This is a genomic window from Litoreibacter sp. GN1-5, from assembly GCF_055693805.1.
On the sequence record NZ_JBVFUP010000001.1, the window covers coordinates 806,922 to 825,115 of the forward strand.

Here is an 18,194-nt window from a genome sequence, read left to right on the forward strand (position 1 = left end):
CGCTGACCTACGGGGTTGGGCCGCTGTGTCAAGTGCCCAATACGTTGAAATGCAGGTTAAATGTGATCCCCCACATGGAGGTTACGAAAATCGAAAACATACCGATAAGCTGGACAAAAAACCTATGCCGCCTGATGCCCTTGTAGAGCTCATCCCCGGTTTTATTCTTGAGGGTCTTAGCCGTTCGCAAAGTCAACCAGATCACAATCGACATAGGCGCAAACAGCAGGAAAATGGCCTGAAAAAATTCGATCCCGTAGACGAAGCCAAGCAACCCAAGACAAACAATGTTGAAAAAGGTCAGAAAGACCAGCCAAAATCCGGCCGTATCTACGATATAGAGCATCCGTTTGATGTTGATCCGGATCAGTGTATGGAAATCTTCTTCAGCCTCCCCGCCGTGACGGATTGCACGTTGCATCATATCATAGGGTACACCCAACACGTAATGGCTGGTGGTGGACCAGATAATGGCTAAAGCGATCCAGAACCACAAATTTGAAAACGACCGGAAATCAATGATCTCAAATGCCGTTGTAAAAACGTCCAAAACTCACCTCATTCATCCCTTTTGGCACCCTAGCTATGCAAGACCAAGAACGCCAGACTTGAGAAGCATGGCAAGACATGCCACGAGTTTAGTTAAAATTTCGCCTTGAGGATGAAGATGACCCCTATCGTTGCCCCTACCCCGCTGTCACGTCTACGCCGTTTGCGCCGGACGCCGCAACTGCGTGCCTTAGCACAGGAAAACACATTATCGCCAGCAGATATGATTTGGCCTGTCTTCGTGATGGATGGCGACGACCACGCAGAGCCAATTCCGTCGATGCCCGGCGTCCAACGGTTGAGCATTGACCGTGCCGTTGTCGCCGCGAAAGAGGCCGCAAGCCTTTCGATCCCGGTGATCTGTTTGTTTCCCTACACGGACAGTTCAGTAAAAGCCGAGTTTTGTGAGGAAGCCTGGAACCCCGATAACCTGTCCAACCGGGCCACACGCGCCATCAAGGATGCTGTGCCAGGCATCGCAGTGATGACCGATGTTGCGCTGGACCCGTATAATGCCAACGGCCATGACGGGATCGTGCGCGATGGCGTCATCGTCAATGATGAAACTGTCGAAGCGCTGACACGCATGGCATTGGCGCAAGCTGAAGCCGGGGCAGATATTCTGGGCCCGTCCGACATGATGGACGGGCGTATCGGCGCCATACGCACCGCGCTGGAGGAAAACGGGTATCAGGACACGGCGATCCTCAGCTATGCCGCCAAATATGCCTCCAGCTTCTACGGCCCGTTTCGGGATGCGGTCGGGGCCTCCGGTGCGCTGACAGGGGATAAGAAAACCTATCAGATGAACCCTGCCAATTCGGACGAAGCCCTACGCCTTGTCGCCCGCGATCTGTCCGAGGGGGCAGATATGGTCATGGTAAAACCCGGCCTGCCCTATTTGGATATTTGCCGCCGTGTCAAAGATGAATTTGGCGCCCCGACCTATGCCTATCAGGTGTCCGGCGAATACGCTATGATCCGTGCGGCCGGCCAACAAGGCTGGATCAACGAGGACGCCGTGATGATGGAAAGCCTCATGGCCTTCAAACGCGCTGGTTGCGACGGAGTGCTGAGCTACTTTGCCCCACGGGTTGCGAAGATTCTGAACGAATAGGATGACGAAACATATGGTCGTAACGCTTCATCTTGTTGTTACAAGACCCCTGCCCAATTCCTCGTGACAACCGCGCGGAACTGGCCTATATATTGTGGCAATGGCCCTAAAAGCGGCCAAGGCAGGTAAAATATAAAGGCAAATACAATGAGCAGTCTCTCTCGTCGTACTCTTATCCTATCCGCAGGCGCGACTGGCCTGCTGGCAGCTTGTGGCAATGGCGTCAACAGCCGTGGGGCGCAGCGGCTTGATGCCCGCGTCGACAGCGCGCAGCAATTTATGTACCAGAATGTCCCTGGCACTCAAAATCTGGCCAGTAAGGCCGCTGGTGTCTTGATCATGCCTTTGGTAACGCAGGCAGGCTTTGGCGTTGGTGGCAGCTATGGTCGCGGTGCGCTTCGGGTGAATGGGGCCACGCTGGACTATTATTCGGCCACCGCAGCAAGCTTCGGCTTCCAGATCGGTGCGCAACAATATGCCCACGCGCTTTTCTTTATGACGCAAGAAGCGCTCAGCGAATTCCGCCGCTCCCCCGGTTGGACTGTAGGTGCTGATGCGCAATACGCGGTCAATACCAATGCAGCAAATCTTGGGGTCGACTCAACGTCGGCGCTGAGCCCGGTAATTGCAGTGGTCTTCGGCCAAGCCGGCTTGATTGCCGGCGCAACGGTCGAAGGCAATAAATACACGCGGATTATTCCGTAAACGCCAACGTGACGGCATTCGAGTTTCTACCATCAAAGCACCGTTCATGGCTTAAACGTCATGAACGGTATCTGAACTTTGCTGCGTCGAAACCCATCAGATAAGAAGCACCCCCATAGACCGCCCCTTGTGTCACGTGTGGAATGTCGTGCAACATTGTCGCCATGCCACGGGCTTTCTGAATCCACCCGCCTGTATCTGTCAGGCAGTATTGCCCCAAATCTCAAACCTTCCTGACCCAAACTAAACCTTCGTTGCGATCTGTGAGTAGCTCAGCAACGTTAGGACGAAGGGTGAATTCGCTGCAATTTCGCTAATGGCTGCTAGTCGAGTGACATTGATCTATCTCAGGAGTTGGCCGCCAAGGTATGGCACTGTTAGGAAGCATCAACCGTTATAACTCAGATCAATTCCCTAATGGAAAAGCTTCGGAAGCCCATTTCATATGGAGGACGACCATGGAAACCAATCAATTGCATCGTGGTCGGCTTATCGACCACGTCCAGCTTGTGGTGCGCGACTTCAAGGCCAGCCAAGGCTTCTACACAGCCGTTCTGGCCGTGTTGGAGATTCCCGTCGTCGGCACGACAGAAAACTTTTTCTGGGCAGACGAACTCGTGGTGTCCTCGGCAGAAAGCCCGGCGGCGCTGGGCGCGCTGACCGGGCGCCACCACCTAGCCTTCCAAGCACAGGATCGGGCAACGGTGGATGCCTTCTACCGTGCGGCAATGGCTCATGGAGGTCGCGATAATGGTGCGCCCGGCGAGCGAGCCTATCACCCAGGGTATTACGCAGCTTTCGTGCTCGACCCCGACGGAAACAACATCGAGGCTGTATATCATGGGGAGGCACGGCGCAGCGCGCCATCAGTGGTGATTGATTTCTAAGGTTAAGCCAATGCTGCATGGCTCATGGGCAGATCAATCCGCGCGAACAACACCTTTGCCGCTTTTCTCAAATCTGGATCAATGTCGTGACCTGAAGCTCAAGGTTATCTGACGGTCCCCATCATGGCACCATCATGGCCGCTTGATGCTAGTGATATCTCCGCCGCCCTCGGCCTCGATCCGGGTCATGACGTCTTGTAATGGCTCATAGGCGACAGCCATATGGTGCGCGCTGGCATGAAGCAGGGTCGTATCGTTCGACATCAGCCCCACATGATCCTGCCAGAAGATCAGATCGCCCCGGTTCAAGGCCACACTGCCAAACAGCGCCTCGCCCAACTCGGCCTCCTGCATGTCGCAATCACGCGGGCAAGCTTTGCCGCAAGCGCGCCAGCAAATCTGGACCAACCCCGCCGCATCAATCCCGTAGCGGGTCAGGCCGCCCTTGATAAACGGCACGCCAAGAAACAGATCAGCCACACCAACAGTATCAAACAGACGGTTCTTCAAAGGCAGAAGGTGCATCGAGGGCACATATTGCCCGGTCCCCAGCAAAGACCAGCTGCCAGATGCCTCGATTACTGTGACCTCAGCCCCGAAGAACAGCTCATCATCCGTGTCTTCCTCGATATCCGGAGCGGGATACAAATGGGTCGTCGGCGCAATCACCCAATGGGTGGCATCCAACGGGGCCGACAGAAAATCTTCACTGACATAGCCGCAATAGCCGTCTCGATCCATCTGCACAAAGGCGTGGGTTTCCCCACGTTCATACACAGTAAACAGATCACCATAGAGCAGCTGCGACAGACGCTTGCCCCCCGGCGTGTCATACAGAAACGCCCGGCTGCCAGTACACATCATCGGGCGACCGTCCGAGAATTCCGCGGCGTCCACATGGCCCTTCAGATAGCTTGCCGCCACACGGCCATTAAACGGGGTCAGGCGTGGATCGCTCATCACGATACCCCGGCGAAAATCAATGTATATCCGTTACGCGTGTCGGTTCTATAAATCACCAAAACTATCCTGCCCTTTAAAACCCTTATGAAGGTTACTGCCGGGAAAGATTTGCATATTCAACACTTGTTTCCAGTTTGCCGCAAGAAAGCAAAACAGTGTCTAAAAAGGGCAATAGGGCCGGTGATGCGCGCCGTCTATCCCATCACGCGCAGCCGTTTAATCAAGCTTGACGTATCCCAACGCCCGCCGCCCAGTTTCTGAACGTCTTTGTAAAATTGATCGACCAGCGCCGTGACAGGCAGAGACGCACCATTTTCATCAGCAGTATCAAGGCAAATCCCAAGATCCTTGCGCATCCAGTCGACCGCAAACCCGTGATCGAACTTGTCATCAATCATCGTCTCATATCGGTTCGACATCTGCCAGGAACCCGCGGCCCCCTGGGAAATCACCTCCACCACAGCTTTGCCGTCAAGCCCGGCCTTGTCGGCGAAATGCAGCGCCTCGGACAAGCCCTGGACAAGGCCTGCGATACAGATTTGGTTGACCATCTTGGTCAACTGCCCTGCCCGCTTTCGCCAAGCCGCTTATAGGCCTTGGCATAAGCGTCGATCACCGGTTCGGCACGTGCATAAGCACCTTCGTCGCCGCCGCACATGACACCAAGCTGACCGTTCTCGGCCCCGGCCTGACCGCCCGAAACTGGCGCATCGACAAAGCTGATCTGTTTTTCATCAGCGGCGGCGTATAGCTCTCGCGTGACCTTGGCCGAAACCGTCGTGTGATCCACAAACACGCTACCGGGTGACATCCCCGCAAGCGCGCCATCTTCGCCAAGACACACCGCGCGCAAATCGTCGTCATTGCCGACGCAGGCCATAACAAAGTCGCATCCCTTCGCAGCCTCGCGTGGGGTGCGGGCCATCTGGCCACTGTGCTCATCAGCCCATTTCTGCGCCTTGGCAGATGTGCGGTTGTAGACGGTGACATCATGTCCGGCCTTCACCAGGTGCCCTGCCATGGGATATCCCATCACGCCCAATCCCAGAAAACTTACTTTTGCCATGGCCTGCACCTTCCGATCTGTTTGATTATGTTGACCAATGAATGTAACGACCCAGAAAAGAGCCGGTCAATAGCAAGAGGTGTAAATGGCAAGGATATTCCGATGGTCAGTCCGGATTTTCATGGTTCTGGCCTTCCTGATCCTGTTGGGCTTTGCGGGTGTCTATTACCTCGCCTCCCGATCCCTGCCCGACTATAATGCCAACTACACCCTCAGCGGCCTTGAGGGTGAGGTCGAAATCGTCCGCAATAACTCCAATATCCCGCATATTTTTGGTCAAAACGATGAGGATGTCTTCTACGGTTTGGGCTTCGCCCATGCGCAAGATAGGCTGTGGCAGATGACCATGCTGCGCCGCACGGCGCAGGGCCGGCTGAGTGAACTGTTTGGCGAACGCACGCTTGAAATTGACAAGTTGATGCGCCGTCTGGACCTTTACGGCCTGAGTCAGCAATCCGTCGCAGCGCAGGGCGCAGACACCAAAGCCGCCCTTGAGGCTTATGCAAATGGGGTGAATGCATGGCTGCGCACAATCAACAAAGACGCATTGGGTCGGGGCGCGCCAGAATTTTTCCTGTTTTCGAACGAGATTGCTCCGTGGCGTCCTGCGGATTCGATCGCGGTTGTCAAACTCATGGCGCTGCAATTGTCATCCCATCTGGGCGAAGAAGTGATCCGCGCGCGGACCTCACTGTTGCTACCGGAAGAGCGCGTGCGCGACATTCTGCCTGACGATCCCGGATCAGGGATCGCAGCGCTGGAATATGCAAGCCTGTTTCCGGGCGCAGAGTTTCCACAATTCGCAAAAGCCCCGACGCCTGCAAAAGATCCGTTGTCGCCCTTCCCCGAACGCGGTTTGGCCGGGGCGTCGAATGCCTTTGCCGCCGCGCCTGACAGCTCGGCTGCGGGTGGCACGTTGCTGGCCAATGATCCGCATCTGGGTTTCACCGCACCATCAATCTGGTATCTTGCCCGGCTCGAACTGCAAACCGGCGGCGTCATCGGTGGCACCATTCCGGGCATGCCCCTTGTTCTGACCGGGCGCAGCGACATGCTAGGCTGGGGGCTGACAACGGCTTATGTGGATGATCAGGATGTCTCGCTTGAAAAGCTGAACCCGGACAATGACGGCGAATACCTCACACCTGATGGCTACAAATCTTTCCGCACAAGACAGTCGATCATCAGGATCAAAGATAAGCCTGCAATCACTATAGATTTGCAATGGTCCGAGAACGGCCCCGTCCTTCCCGGCATACATTACAATCTGACCAGCATTACGCCCAAAGGACATGTGACTGCATTGAACTGGACTGCGCTGAGCGGACAAGACACCTCCATACAGGCAGGTCTGACGCTGATGAAATCAGACACTGTAAAGGCGGCACTTGAGGCGATGGAAGACTACATCGCGCCCGCTCAGAACCTGACGCTGGCCGATCAGAACGAGGTTGCGCTGAAAACGGTCGGGGTAATCCCGCGCCGCGACCCGGCCCATCAAAGCCGCGGTCGCATCCCCTCGCCCGGCTGGCAAAAGCAGAACCGCTGGCTGGGCATCATGCCCTATGCGGCAAACCCCGAGTTCCGTAAGCCGACAAGCGGGATTGTCGGCAACACGAATAACAAACTGGTGGACCGCCCATTTCCAAATCATGTCAGTTTCACCTACGGCGATACGCAGCGGGTGCATCGCTGGCGGCGTCTGATGCTGAACCGGCAGGTCCATACCCGCGATAGTTTTATCGAGGCACAGCTGGACACAGTTAGTTTCTCTGCCCGCGCTCTGTTGCCGCTGATTGCAGCGGACCTATGGTTTACCGGCGAAGCAGCACAAGAAGGCACGCCCGAGCGTCAACGCCAGCGCGCGTTAGAATTGATGGCGGACTGGAACGGGGAGATGTCCGAACATCTGCCTGAGCCGTTGATCTATGCGGCCTGGGTCCGCGCGCTACAAAACCGCCTGATCCGCGATGAGCTTGGCCCGCTCAGCGCCGAATTTTTCCATGTGGAACCATTGTTCATTGAACGTGTGTTCCGCGACCGCGATGGGGCCGCTGCATGGTGTGACGTGCTGCAATCCGCGCCGAAGGAGACCTGTACCGATATTTCGCGCATCGCTCTGGATGAGGCAATCCTATGGCTGGAAGGCCGCTATGGTCGCAACATCGAAAGCTGGCGCTGGGGCGACGCCCATGAGGCAACCCATGATCATCAGGTGTTGGGCACGATTCCGGTTCTCAGCTGGTTCGTAAATATCCGGCAATCAACCAGCGGTGGTGACAACACCTTGCTGCGCGGTCGTACCAGCGGCAAAGGGCCTGACCCGTTTCAGAATATCCATGGCGCGGGCTATCGTGGCGTCTACGATTTTGCTGATCCGGACAGCTCGGTCTTTGTGATCTCAACAGGCCAATCCGGCCATCCGATCTCGATCCATTACGACGATCTGGGCGTGCTCTGGCGGCGCGGTGAATATATCCCGATGTCACTAGACCCCGAACTTGCCCGCGCAGGCGCTATCGGCACCACAGTGCTGGTACCGGAATAGTCGTTACACACCTTTTGAAACGTCAGGTATTTTGATTTTGCGTCAGGACATAAACCTACATCGCAAAACGGGCTTCGAAGGACTACGCGACTGCTTAGGGATACCCGGAAGCCCCCTAATACGGAACAACACCGACGCACCGAAAACCCAGACACCTGCCCCTCGCCTCCGGCACGCGTCCCCTTCTGTAGGATGTTCTAGAAAGGTTAGTTGGGCTCACCCAGCTACCACCGCGTTCGCTGCGCACTCCGGTGAGCGGAGTTGTATTGGTGTTGGTGTATGCCAATGGATCGAACCAATCAGCGCACCATTGCCAAACATTGCCTGCCATCTGCAGCCCACCAAAAGGTGACACACCAGCCACGGCATTCACGGGTGCAAGGGGAATATCTGTTACAGTTTTATATATAGCGTGCCGCTTATGCCTGCCTGCGTTGATAGAGCCATTTTCTGGATCACTCTGGCCCCACGGCCACCTCTTCGATGTTGCTCCACGCGCAGCGTATTCCCATTGCGCCTCCGACGGAATATATGCGCAGTTCTCATCGCGCCAATCTTGACCGTTCGCCCAAAGAGAGTACGCAATGGCACCATGCCATGTGACCAAAATCATCGGCCACTCCTCAGTACCAGGCTTTGGCGACCAGCCCGCATTGCTGCATTCAATAAGCTGGTGATCAAAGCGCCGTTGGTTCGGCTTGATCAGAAACCAGCTACATAAGACATCATTGTCAGTCTCGCCTATACTGTTCAAAAATCGACAGTAAGCTGTTGTTGATACCGTTTCTCTGTCTATGAGAAATGGTGAAATATCTACGATATGTAGAGGTTTTTCATTGGGTAGCGCATCTGGGCACCTGCTTCCAATCTCGACGCGACCGCCTTCGAGCCGTAGGCTGACCATACCATCTGTCATCCGCCGAAACTGCTCTACACCTAGTTCCGACTTTCCGAGTGGGCGATAAAGCTGGGATGGTAGGGAATGCAGCAGACCGCCAAGCTGTGAGAACCCTGCCTTTTCGCTCAACTTATAGTCGCGCCCGCCAGAGGCTAACCGTTCCACGCGCTCAGCCCCCCAACGGAGATAAACCAGCTCAGCCATGTCTCGGAGGTTCAAGTCAGCGCGCGTGAAGACCTCTTTGTATGCCGGATCGCCAATTTCAGCTGGATCGGGAAGCGAAACGTCAAAAGCCTCCTCGATGGCCATCATCCATTCGGTGAGGTCTAGGCTATCAATTCCCAAATCTTGAACAGGTCTGGTGTCGAGAGAAATCATTACTCGTTCAACGCCGAATTGTTCTGCGCTCAAAGTCAGAACACTTTCCTCAATTTCTTCCAGCGACTGTCGCGTCATATTCGCTTGCCTCTAACATTACAAATCAATGTGTGTTTCAAATTATCAAGCCTTCACGGCGTTTTGGAAAGAAGAGCTAAAAGCGTTGTTTACGACACAGCCCCCTCAAACAGCCGCGCCACTGCCACGCCGCCTGTCGCGGCCACCCCAGTCAATATCGTGCCCCATGTCAGGTCCGTCAGAACCATGGACCATGTCCAGCCTTTCAGCGTGGCAAGGTTGGTGAATTCATATGTCCCATAGGCCATCGCCCCCAGAAGAGAGGCAGACAGGAACACCCACACCAAGGATCTGTCCGTGGTAAACGCGGGCCATGAGACAAAATACAAAACACCAACAATATAGAATCCGTAGAAAACAAGCGCTGCCCCCAAACGCAGATCGTCAAGCAACAGATGGCCGATATCGCGCTCAAAAATCGGGCGGATCAGATAGGTTAGCCCGAAGTAATCAAAGCCCAAGAACAATACAAACGTGGTGACATAGAGAATTGCGATGGTCATGGGCGATTTAACTCCTTTTGAGGGTAACGCCTGGCCCGCCCTTCTGGTTCACAATTTCGCAAATCGGGCTTTCTGCGTGGCGGTCCATGTCACATCCAGATCGAACCCGGTCTCGGTCTGACGCTCACTGGTGACAACTTCTTGCGCAAAGAGCCACGCACGGCGTTTACCGTCCTTGAATGCCAGCGTCAGCGTTTCGCTGGTCTTCGCCTCTTCCAACCTGCCGGAGATCACGTCCAGCAGCGGATCGATCCCCTCGCCCGTCAGGGCGGAGGCCACGAATAAAGACGGATCACGATCCGCTGTGTTGCGCAATGCCTCGGCCTGATCCGTAGGCAGAAGGTCGATCTTGTTCCAGACCTCTAGCAGTGGTGTTTCTTCCGAGATACCCAGATCAGTCAGGATCGTCATAACATCCTTAGACTGGTTCTCTGTTTCCGGGTGCGAGATGTCGCGCACATGCAAGATCAGATCAGCGCTCAGCACTTCCTCCAAAGTGGCGCGGAATGCGGCCACCAATTGTGTCGGCAGGTTTGAGATGAAACCCACAGTGTCCGACAAGATGATGTCGAACCCGTCGGGCAATGTGACAGATCGCATGGTGGGGTCCAGCGTGGCAAACAGCATATCTTTTGCCATGACCTCGGCCCCTGTCAGGCGATTGAACAGCGTAGATTTCCCGGCATTTGTGTATCCCACAAGCGCAACAACAGGGTATGGTACCTTGGCACGGGCGGCGCGGTGTAGCTCACGGGTTTTGACTGTTTTATCAAGCTGGCGGCGAATGCGGGTGATTGCTTCGTCAATCGCACGGCGGTCCGCCTCGATCTGGGTTTCACCGGGACCACCGACAAATCCTAAACCGCCACGTTGCCGTTCAAGGTGGGTCCAGGCGCGAACAAGGCGCGTGCGTTGATAGCTCAGCGCGGCCAGTTCCACCTGCAAAACACCCTCGCGGGTGGCGGCACGGTCCGAGAATATTTCAAGGATCAGCCCCGTCCGGTCGAGTATCTTGACCTTCCATTCTTTCTCAAGGTTGCGCTGTTGCACGGGCGTCACCGGGCCATCAATCAACACCAACTCAATCTCTTCTGCTTTGAAAATCTGACGCAGCTCTGCCAGCTTGCCTGTGCCGAACAATGTACCCGCACGTGCCTTTGGCAGCGGAACAATCGTAGCGCCGCAGACCTCAAGGCCCGGCAAAGCCTCGGCCAAAGCAACCGCTTCGTCCAAAGCGAAAGCGGCCGGTCGGCTGTCTTTCAGATCAGGGTGCAACACCCAAGCGCGGGTGGTGCCAGCCTCTTCGACTTCCAGAATTACTCTTCACCATCATAGAGGCTGATGGGCTGCGACGGCATGATTGTCGAAATCGCATGCTTGTAGACAAGCTGCGACTGTCCGTCGCGGCGCAATAGCACACAGAAATTGTCAAACCACGTGATTACGCCCTGCAATTTTACGCCATTGATCAAGAAAATCGTAACGGGAATTTTGGTTTTACGAACATGATTGAGAAATGCATCTTGCAAATTTTGCTTATCAGAGGCCATTTTTTCTTTGCCTTTTTTGTTTTTTGGCGTTGCCCAACAACGCACAATCTTTTGTTCGAACAGATTATGTAGCGGGATTTGGAAAGATTCCAGCCCTGAATTCAGAGATTTAAGCAGAGCGCCGCTGATCGTTGCTCAAGAACGCCAGAAATCCGGGTTGAACAGCGCAATAATGGCAAGCGTTTCGAGCCGCCCCAGAACCATGGCGACCATCAAAATGATCTTCGCAGCCTCAGACAAAGAATTGTAAGAGAGCGCGCCATCCAGCACCACCTCGGCCAAAGGACCAGTGGTAGACAAGGTTGCGACAGTATAGACCATGGAAGCTTCAAACCGCAGGCCCGTCGCTGCAAGTGCGACCATGATCACCGCAATGGTGATCGCAAAGAGCATGAAAAATATCCATGCAATAAAGGCCCCTTCCCGCCTCACCTCGCGGCCCAGACGACCGGCACTTCCGATTGAATTCGGATGAACCAACCGCTCCATTTCCCGCGTGCCATGCTTGTAAAGCGCATAGACTCGAAGTAGCTTGACCCCCCCTGCTGTGGTCGCCACACCGCCGCCGATAATCGCAAGACCCGCCAAAACCAGACCCGGTGTTGGCAAACCTGACCAGGATCGCGCCGCATCCCAATCCGCAGATTCGAAGCCGGTTGTCGTCAGAAAAGACAGCACCGTAAATAGCGCGCCCCAGAACGCTTTGGCTGCGGACAGGAAGTTCGTCTCGTCATCAAAGTCGAAAGAGCCCAGCCAGTGGCGTGCAAACAGGATCACCGGGATTGTGGTGACAAAGAAAAAGGCAATGCGCATTTCACGATCATCGCGCAGGCGTCCCAGAAAAGAGCGGTTGAAATCGTTGATAAAAGTCTGCCGCGAAATGGCCGCGATCATAAACAGAAACAAAAGCGCCTCACCTGCAATGCCCAGATCAACCTCGGGAAAACCGCCATGGGGTGTGATGCCACTTGTCGATAGCGTCGACATGGCAAGGCATAGCGACAAAAATGGCGTCGCGCCGTTCAAGATAAGACAGAGCCATAAAATGGCAGTTGCGGCCGCATAGATCGGAAACAGCCGCAGTGTATATCGCAACAACCGCTCGGCGCCATCACCGGCCTGAATTGTTTTCTCGGCTGTCTCGGACTCGCGCACTGGGCGCAGCACTTCGAATCCGCCAAGGTTCATTGGGGCCAGCACGGCGATAGCCGTCAACAGCATTAGAAATCCGCCCATCCATGCCACAAGAGCGCGCCACAAATGCAGTGGGTCGCTTAGCCTGCCGGGGTTGTCGAAGACTGTGGCCCCGGTGGTTGTAAAACTAGACACCATCTCAAAGTAGACGTTGAGGAAGCTTGCATCCGGCACCGCCTCGCTCATCGGGACAGACAGCATCATCGGTAATACGGAAAAGGCTGCCAGCAGCGTCGCCAGTTGCCTGCGGGCTTCATTGCCCTTGGGGCGGTCTATTGTAGCCAAGCCGATCAACGCTGTCAGCACCAGAAACAGGACCGAGCTGTAAAAGAAAGGCTGTGCGACCCTGTGCAGATCAAGCACCAATGCATGCATGGCCGGCACAAGCATCGCAAGCGATGTGATACCCATGAGGACCACGAATAACGGCAAGCGCAGCAGCAAGCTCATGACGGGGCGCCGTCAGAAAAGTCGATAGAGACCTGCAAAAGCCTCTCGACCTCGGGGACGTCAGCGGCCATGGCAAATATGACGACCACATCGCCCTCATTTACTTTGGTGCCGCCTGATGGCTTCACGACCTTGTCGTCCTTCAGCAACATCCCCACTAGAACACCTTCGGGGAAATCAATATCGCGGATCGTCTGCCCTGCAATGGGCGAGGTCGACAGAACCTGCGCCTCGATCACCTCGGCCTCGGCATCCCCGATAGAGTAAATCTGACGCACCCGACCATGGCGAATATGGCGCAGGATCGAACTGACCGTAGTGGCGCGTGGGTTGATATAGGCGTCAATGCCAAGGGGCTTCATCAGTGGCACCAAGGTCGGGTCATTCACCAGACAAATCGCCATAGGACACCCTTCGGCCTTGGCACGCACAGCCGCCAGAAGGTTCGTCTTGTCGTCATCCGTTACGGCCAGCACCGCGTCCGCGCGCTTGATATTCGCCTCTGCCAGCAGCTCCGAATTCAGCCCATCCCCATGCAGAACAATCGTGCGTTCCAGCGCGTTGGCGGCCCGCTCGGCACAACTGCGGTTCTTTTCGATCATCTTCGCGCGAATACGGTCAACCCGCGTCTCCAGCGCTTCGGCGACGCCTAAGCCCACATTGCCGCCGCCGATGATAACGACGCGTTCCTGTTTGGTCTGGGACTTGCCAAATATCTCCATGGTGCGGGCAATATCGTCACGGTGAGTGCAGATATAAATCTGGTCCCCGGCAAATAACTGGTCCCCCGGTTCTGGCGCGAACAAGGTCGCTTCGCGCCGCACACCAACAACGATTGCGCGCAGGGTGGAAAACAGGTCGGTCAACTGGCGCAAGGGCGTATTGAGAACCGGGCAATCCTCATCCAGCTGAATGCCCAACAGCTGGGCCTTGCCGCCCAGAAAATTTTCCGTATCAAAGGCGGCAGGCGCTGAAAGGCGTTGCAATGCGGCCTCGGCCACCTCGCGTTCGGGGCTGATCACCACATCAATCGGCAGGTGGTCGCGCCGGTACAGGTCTGAATAAATCGCTGTCAAATAGGATTGGCTGCGCAGTCGCGCGATCTTGCGCGGGATGGCAAAGACCGAATGGGCCACCTGACAGGTGACCATATTAACCTCGTCCGAAAATGTGGCTGCGATGACCATATCTGCATCCCGCGCACCGGCACGTTCCAGAATATCCGGATAGCTTGCAAAGCCAGTGATACCTTGCACATCAAGGCTGTCTGTCGCCCGGCGCACCAGTTCAGGGTTGTTGTCAACAACGGTAACATCGTTCTTTTCACCAGACAAATGGCGGGCAATCTGCCATCCGACCTGCCCTGCTCCGCAGATGATAACCTTCATGTAAGCGGCCTTGTTGCTTCAATGCTTACGCCTTGCATGACATGCAGGCCGCAAGGGGTCAAACCCTGATCTGTGCAGATGCGCAGCATAGCGGATGAGGGCCAAAGCGGCCCCCATCCTTCATCCTGTGTTAACAAGTCTTCACTCGGCCGCCTGATGCATCTCATCTGGCTGGATTTGCGCAACACGCGCCCCGGCTTTGTTGGATGTCATAACCCCAAGCGATTTCAGCTTGCGGTGCAAAGCCGAGCGTTCCATGCCCACAAAAGCAGCCGTGCGCGAGATATTTCCGCCAAAGCGATTGATCTGGGTCATCAGATATTCCCGCTCAAACAGCTCCCGCGCTTCGCGCAAAGGCAATGTTGCAAGGCTACCGGTAATCGCCAGACCGTTTTCGCCTGTCTCGCCTGCATCGGATTGTGGCAGTTCCTTCGCTGTGATTGACCCTTTGTCGGGGCCAAGGATCAGAACCCGCTCAATGACGTTCTTCAACTGGCGAATATTGCCAGGCCACTGCATCGTCTGCAGCAAGGTTGAGGCATCTTCGGCCAGTTCCCGCAGGGGAAGACCTTGCGACTTGTTCAGGTTTTCGATGAAATACCGGGTTAACATCGGGATATCTTCACGCCGGTCTTCCAGCGAAGGCACGTCAATCGGCACAACATTCAGGCGATGATACAGCTCTTCACGAAAGGTGCCGTTGGCAATTTCGGTCTGGAGATTGCGGTTCGTGCTGGAAATTACCCTGAGATCCACCCGAACCTTGTCATTGCCGCCAACCCGCTGGAATTGCTGTTCGACCAGCACGCGCAGAATTTTGGATTGTGTCCCAAGAGGCATATCGGCGACCTCATCAAAGAAGATGATACCGCCATGCGCCTGCTCCAGCAGGCCCGGCTCTACCCCGCGATCCGCACCTTCGCGGCCAAATAGCACCTCTTCCATGCGGTCCGGTTCAACCGTTGCGCAATTGACAGTCACAAATGGCGCATTGGCCCGGTTCGAATGCGCATGTATATAATGCGCGCATACATCCTTGCCCGACCCGGCTGGCCCCGTAAGCATGACACGCCCATTGGACCCAGTGACCTTGTCCAGTTGCGATTGGAGCGCACGGAAGGAGGAGCTTTCGCCGATCATGTCCGACACGACACCCTCACCCCGGCGTAGCACATTGTTTTCGCGGCGCAGGCGTGCTGTTTCCATAGCCCGTGAAATGACGACGGTCAGCTGGTCAATATTGAAAGGTTTCTCAATGAAATCATATGCGCCCTGCTTGATGGCCGCGACAGCGATTTCCACATTGCCATGCCCCGAGATGATCACGACCGGCACATCCGGGTTGTCGCGCTTGACGTGTTTTAGAATATCAATGCCGTCCATCTGGCTGTCTTTCAGCCAAATATCCAAAATCATCAGCGCCGGCGCTTCTGAATTCAGCTCGGCCATACACTGCTCTGAGGTGCCGGCAAGCCGGGTCGTATAGCCCTCATCTTTCAGAATATCCGAGATCAGCTCCCGGATATCGCGTTCATCGTCTACAATCAGAATGTCACTCATTTTCTCTGCTCCATATACTGGTGGCTTCACGCCACTTCCTTTTGCTTCGTTTTCATAACCACGAGGCGCGGTAAGGTAATGACCGCCTCTGCTCCCGCGTGGCCGCTCTGGTCGAATGGCGCGGCTGTGCGCAGCGCCAAAGTGCCCCCATGTTCTTCAATGATCTTCTTGACGATCGGCAGTCCCAACCCCGTGCCCTTCGCCCGTGTTGTTACGTAAGGTTCAAACAGACGGGCGCGATCTTCCGGCAGACCGATGCCATTATCCGCAATGTGGATTTCCACACTCTTGTCAGTATCCTGAACCGATACTTTCACCTGCGGCACATGATCCTTATGCGCACCTTTTTCCTGATAGGATTCAATAGCCTCGCCCGCATTTTTGATAAGATTTATCAAAGCTTGCGAAATCATCGTCTGGTCAATTTCCGTGATGACCTCTGGCGTCTCCACGTCCAGCGAAATCTTCACATCCGGTGCGCCTGATCGTTGCAGTAAGACCGCATCGCGCACCAGTTTGATCAGATCAGTTTCGCGTCGGTCAGGCTCTGGCATGCGTGCGAATTTTGAAAATTCATCAACAATGCGTCGCAAATCATTGGTTTGACGGATAATTACGCTTGTATATTGTTCCAGCGCTTCGGCCTCATCGCCTTCAGCCAGCGGCGCGAATTTCCGTTTCAACCGCTCCGCCGATAGCGCAATAGGTGTAAGAGGGTTCTTGATTTCATGGGCAATGCGGCGCGCCACATCGCCCCATGCGGCCATTTTCTGCGCACCTACCAGCTCAGTCACATCATCGAACGCCACGACATAACCTTCCAGCGTTCCATCTTCCGAAGTCCGCGTCGCGACCCGCACCAGAAGACTTTCCAACTGGCCCCGGCGGGTCAGTTTAATTTCCCCCTGATCCGCATCCGCATTGCTTTGCTTAAGCCGTTGAAACAGGGCTTTGAATTCCGGCACCAATACCTCAAGGGGCACATCGACCGGGTCTTCGCCATCCATATCCAGCAATTGTAGGGCCGAGCGGTTCATAAACGCCACGTGACCATTGCTGTCCAAGCCAATGACCCCGGCGGTAACGGATGACAGGACGGAGTCAAACAAGCGCCTGCGACGCTCAATCTGCTCGGTATTCAGCAGCAGCGTATCGCGCTGCACTTTAAGTTCCCGTGTCATCTGATTGAAAAGGCGCCCTAACATGGAAAATTCATCGTCGCCTTTGGATTCGATTACCTGAACGTCCAGATCTCCGGCCCCGACCCGTTCCGCAGCACTTGCCAGCCGTCCCACAGGCCGCGCCAAACGCTCGGCAAACCATAGCCCGAACCAAATGGTCGCAAGGATAAGGATCACTGCGAAGCCCAGATACATCACACCGAAATCAAACAACAAACGACCGCGTTCGTTTTCCAACTGTTGGTAAACCCGCACGGTTTGCTGAGTGTCATCCAGCAGGCTCAGGATTTCCCCATCCACAGTGCGCGAGATATAGAGATACCGATCCGTTACAGTCGCAAGCTTGACCAAAGCGCGGAATTCGTTGTTGTCCCAATCTTCTATGATCACAACTTCATCTGCTGCTGCGCGGGCCAGCTGCCAGTCCAATGGCTTTTCATAATCAAACAGATAGCTACGCTCGCCCCGCGCTTTCAGCGCGCCGCTTCCATCAACAAGAAAGGCTTCTTTCACACCGCGCTGAATCTGTTGCTGGGCTTGGCTGAGGATTTCGCGAAGATCGGCTTCGGCCAGAAGAAACGTCGATTGCTCTGCAACATTGATATAGTCGGCCAGCCGCACCACGTCTTCAGTCAAGTTGTTATACTGCTCTGCCTCATAGGCCTCTGCCGCCGCCAGCGATGTGCCCACCACATTGCGCACACGGTCAGAAAACCACCCTTCCAGCCCAAAATTAAGCGTCACAACAGCAAAAACGGCGACCAGAACGGTTGGCACAAGGGCTACAATCGCAAAAACACCCGTAAGGCGCATATGCAGTTGTGATCCCGCAGACTTCTTGCGCCGTGCTGCAACCATGCGCGCAATCCGCTGCATCACCAGCGTTGCGATGACCAGCACATAGACGAGATCGGCCAATAAAATCAGCCGAATACCGCTGGAGCTGGGGTCCAGCTCAAACGGCCCAAGCCCAAGATAGGTCATCACAGCCAGAAATGGCCCTAAAACCACAAGCCCAAGAGTTGTGAAATTCTGAATCCGTCGCTGCTTTCGCAGTGCGTTCAACCTGTCCCAGGACGCAGTCCGCGTGTGGGTTTTCATCTGCTTTTACCGCCTTGCCACGTCTTGTTTATGTGATCCCAGAGCTTATGCTGCCCATTCGCCACGGTGACTGTTGCG

Annotated in this window: 14 protein-coding genes and 1 pseudogene; 4 read left to right on the forward strand and 11 right to left on the reverse strand. The window is 55.2% G+C overall.

What is annotated here, in order from left to right; genetic code table 11:
• Positions 1-28: 28 nt before the first annotated feature.
• Positions 29-550 carry a component of SufBCD complex gene (locus ACZ1HF_RS04140; RefSeq protein ID WP_472656311.1) on the reverse strand — a complete coding sequence of 174 codons (522 nt, stop codon included), beginning with the start codon at positions 548-550 and terminating at the stop codon, positions 29-31.
• Positions 551-667: 117 nt separating this feature from the next.
• Here ACZ1HF_RS04140 and hemB point away from each other — a divergent pair, with 117 nt between their 5' ends.
• The 3 genes from hemB to ACZ1HF_RS04155 all read left to right on the forward strand — a co-directional run bounded on the left by hemB (position 668) and on the right by ACZ1HF_RS04155 (position 3,258).
• Entirely contained in the window at positions 668-1,666 is a 999-nt protein-coding gene (gene hemB, locus ACZ1HF_RS04145; RefSeq protein WP_472656312.1) for a porphobilinogen synthase, read from the forward strand.
• 147 nt (positions 1,667-1,813) lie between these two features.
• Positions 1,814-2,371 carry a lipid-binding SYLF domain-containing protein gene (locus ACZ1HF_RS04150; RefSeq protein WP_472656313.1) on the forward strand — a complete coding sequence of 186 codons (558 nt, stop codon included), beginning with the start codon at positions 1,814-1,816 and terminating at the stop codon, positions 2,369-2,371.
• Between the two features lie 458 nt (positions 2,372-2,829).
• Positions 2,830-3,258 carry a VOC family protein gene (locus tag ACZ1HF_RS04155; RefSeq protein WP_472656314.1) on the forward strand — a complete coding sequence of 143 codons (429 nt, stop codon included), beginning with the start codon at positions 2,830-2,832 and terminating at the stop codon, positions 3,256-3,258.
• A 132-nt stretch (positions 3,259-3,390) separates the two neighbouring features.
• On the opposite strand, the gene ACZ1HF_RS04160 is transcribed toward ACZ1HF_RS04155, so the two are convergent.
• Both ACZ1HF_RS04160 and ACZ1HF_RS04165 read right to left on the reverse strand, forming a co-directional pair.
• Positions 3,391-4,218 (reverse strand): C40 family peptidase, encoded by an 828-nt coding sequence (locus ACZ1HF_RS04160; protein WP_472656315.1) that lies wholly within the window; start codon positions 4,216-4,218, stop codon positions 3,391-3,393.
• Between the two features lie 197 nt (positions 4,219-4,415).
• A pseudogene (locus ACZ1HF_RS04165) lies at positions 4,416-5,287 on the reverse strand (NAD(P)-dependent oxidoreductase).
• A gap of 85 nt (positions 5,288-5,372) precedes the next feature.
• Between ACZ1HF_RS04165 and ACZ1HF_RS04170 the strand changes: the two are divergent.
• The gene (locus ACZ1HF_RS04170) at positions 5,373-7,835 is read left to right on the forward strand and encodes a penicillin acylase family protein (RefSeq protein WP_472656316.1); all 2,463 of its coding nucleotides are present in this window, start codon (positions 5,373-5,375) and stop codon (positions 7,833-7,835) included.
• Positions 7,836-7,950: 115 nt separating this feature from the next.
• Here ACZ1HF_RS04170 and ACZ1HF_RS04175 read toward each other — a convergent pair whose 3' ends face one another.
• From ACZ1HF_RS04175 to ACZ1HF_RS04210, 8 genes are all read right to left on the reverse strand, one after another.
• Entirely contained in the window at positions 7,951-9,144 is a 1,194-nt protein-coding gene (locus tag ACZ1HF_RS04175; protein ID WP_472656317.1) for an SUMF1/EgtB/PvdO family nonheme iron enzyme, read from the reverse strand.
• Positions 9,145-9,278: 134 nt separating this feature from the next.
• Positions 9,279-9,692 (reverse strand): DUF2177 family protein, encoded by a 414-nt coding sequence (locus ACZ1HF_RS04180; protein ID WP_472656318.1) that lies wholly within the window; start codon positions 9,690-9,692, stop codon positions 9,279-9,281.
• 48 nt (positions 9,693-9,740) lie between these two features.
• On the reverse strand, positions 9,741-11,006 hold the full coding sequence (gene hflX / locus ACZ1HF_RS04185; RefSeq protein ID WP_472658977.1) for a GTPase HflX: 1,266 nt from the start codon (positions 11,004-11,006) through the stop codon (positions 9,741-9,743).
• Between the two features lie 2 nt (positions 11,007-11,008).
• Positions 11,009-11,242: an RNA chaperone Hfq gene (hfq, locus tag ACZ1HF_RS04190; protein ID WP_472656319.1), complete on the reverse strand. Its 234-nt coding sequence runs from the start codon at positions 11,240-11,242 to the stop codon at positions 11,009-11,011.
• A gap of 135 nt (positions 11,243-11,377) precedes the next feature.
• The gene (locus ACZ1HF_RS04195) at positions 11,378-12,886 is read right to left on the reverse strand and encodes a TrkH family potassium uptake protein (protein ID WP_472656320.1); all 1,509 of its coding nucleotides are present in this window, start codon (positions 12,884-12,886) and stop codon (positions 11,378-11,380) included.
• The gene (trkA, locus tag ACZ1HF_RS04200) at positions 12,883-14,274 is read right to left on the reverse strand and encodes a Trk system potassium transporter TrkA (protein WP_472656321.1); all 1,392 of its coding nucleotides are present in this window, start codon (positions 14,272-14,274) and stop codon (positions 12,883-12,885) included. The genes ACZ1HF_RS04195 and trkA overlap by 4 nt, the downstream gene beginning before the upstream one ends.
• A gap of 141 nt (positions 14,275-14,415) precedes the next feature.
• On the reverse strand, positions 14,416-15,834 hold the full coding sequence (gene ntrX / locus ACZ1HF_RS04205) for a nitrogen assimilation response regulator NtrX (protein ID WP_472656322.1): 1,419 nt from the start codon (positions 15,832-15,834) through the stop codon (positions 14,416-14,418).
• Positions 15,835-15,860: 26 nt separating this feature from the next.
• Positions 15,861-18,116 carry a sensor histidine kinase NtrY-like gene (locus ACZ1HF_RS04210; protein ID WP_472656323.1) on the reverse strand — a complete coding sequence of 752 codons (2,256 nt, stop codon included), beginning with the start codon at positions 18,114-18,116 and terminating at the stop codon, positions 15,861-15,863.
• Between the last annotated feature and the right edge of the window lie 78 nt (positions 18,117-18,194).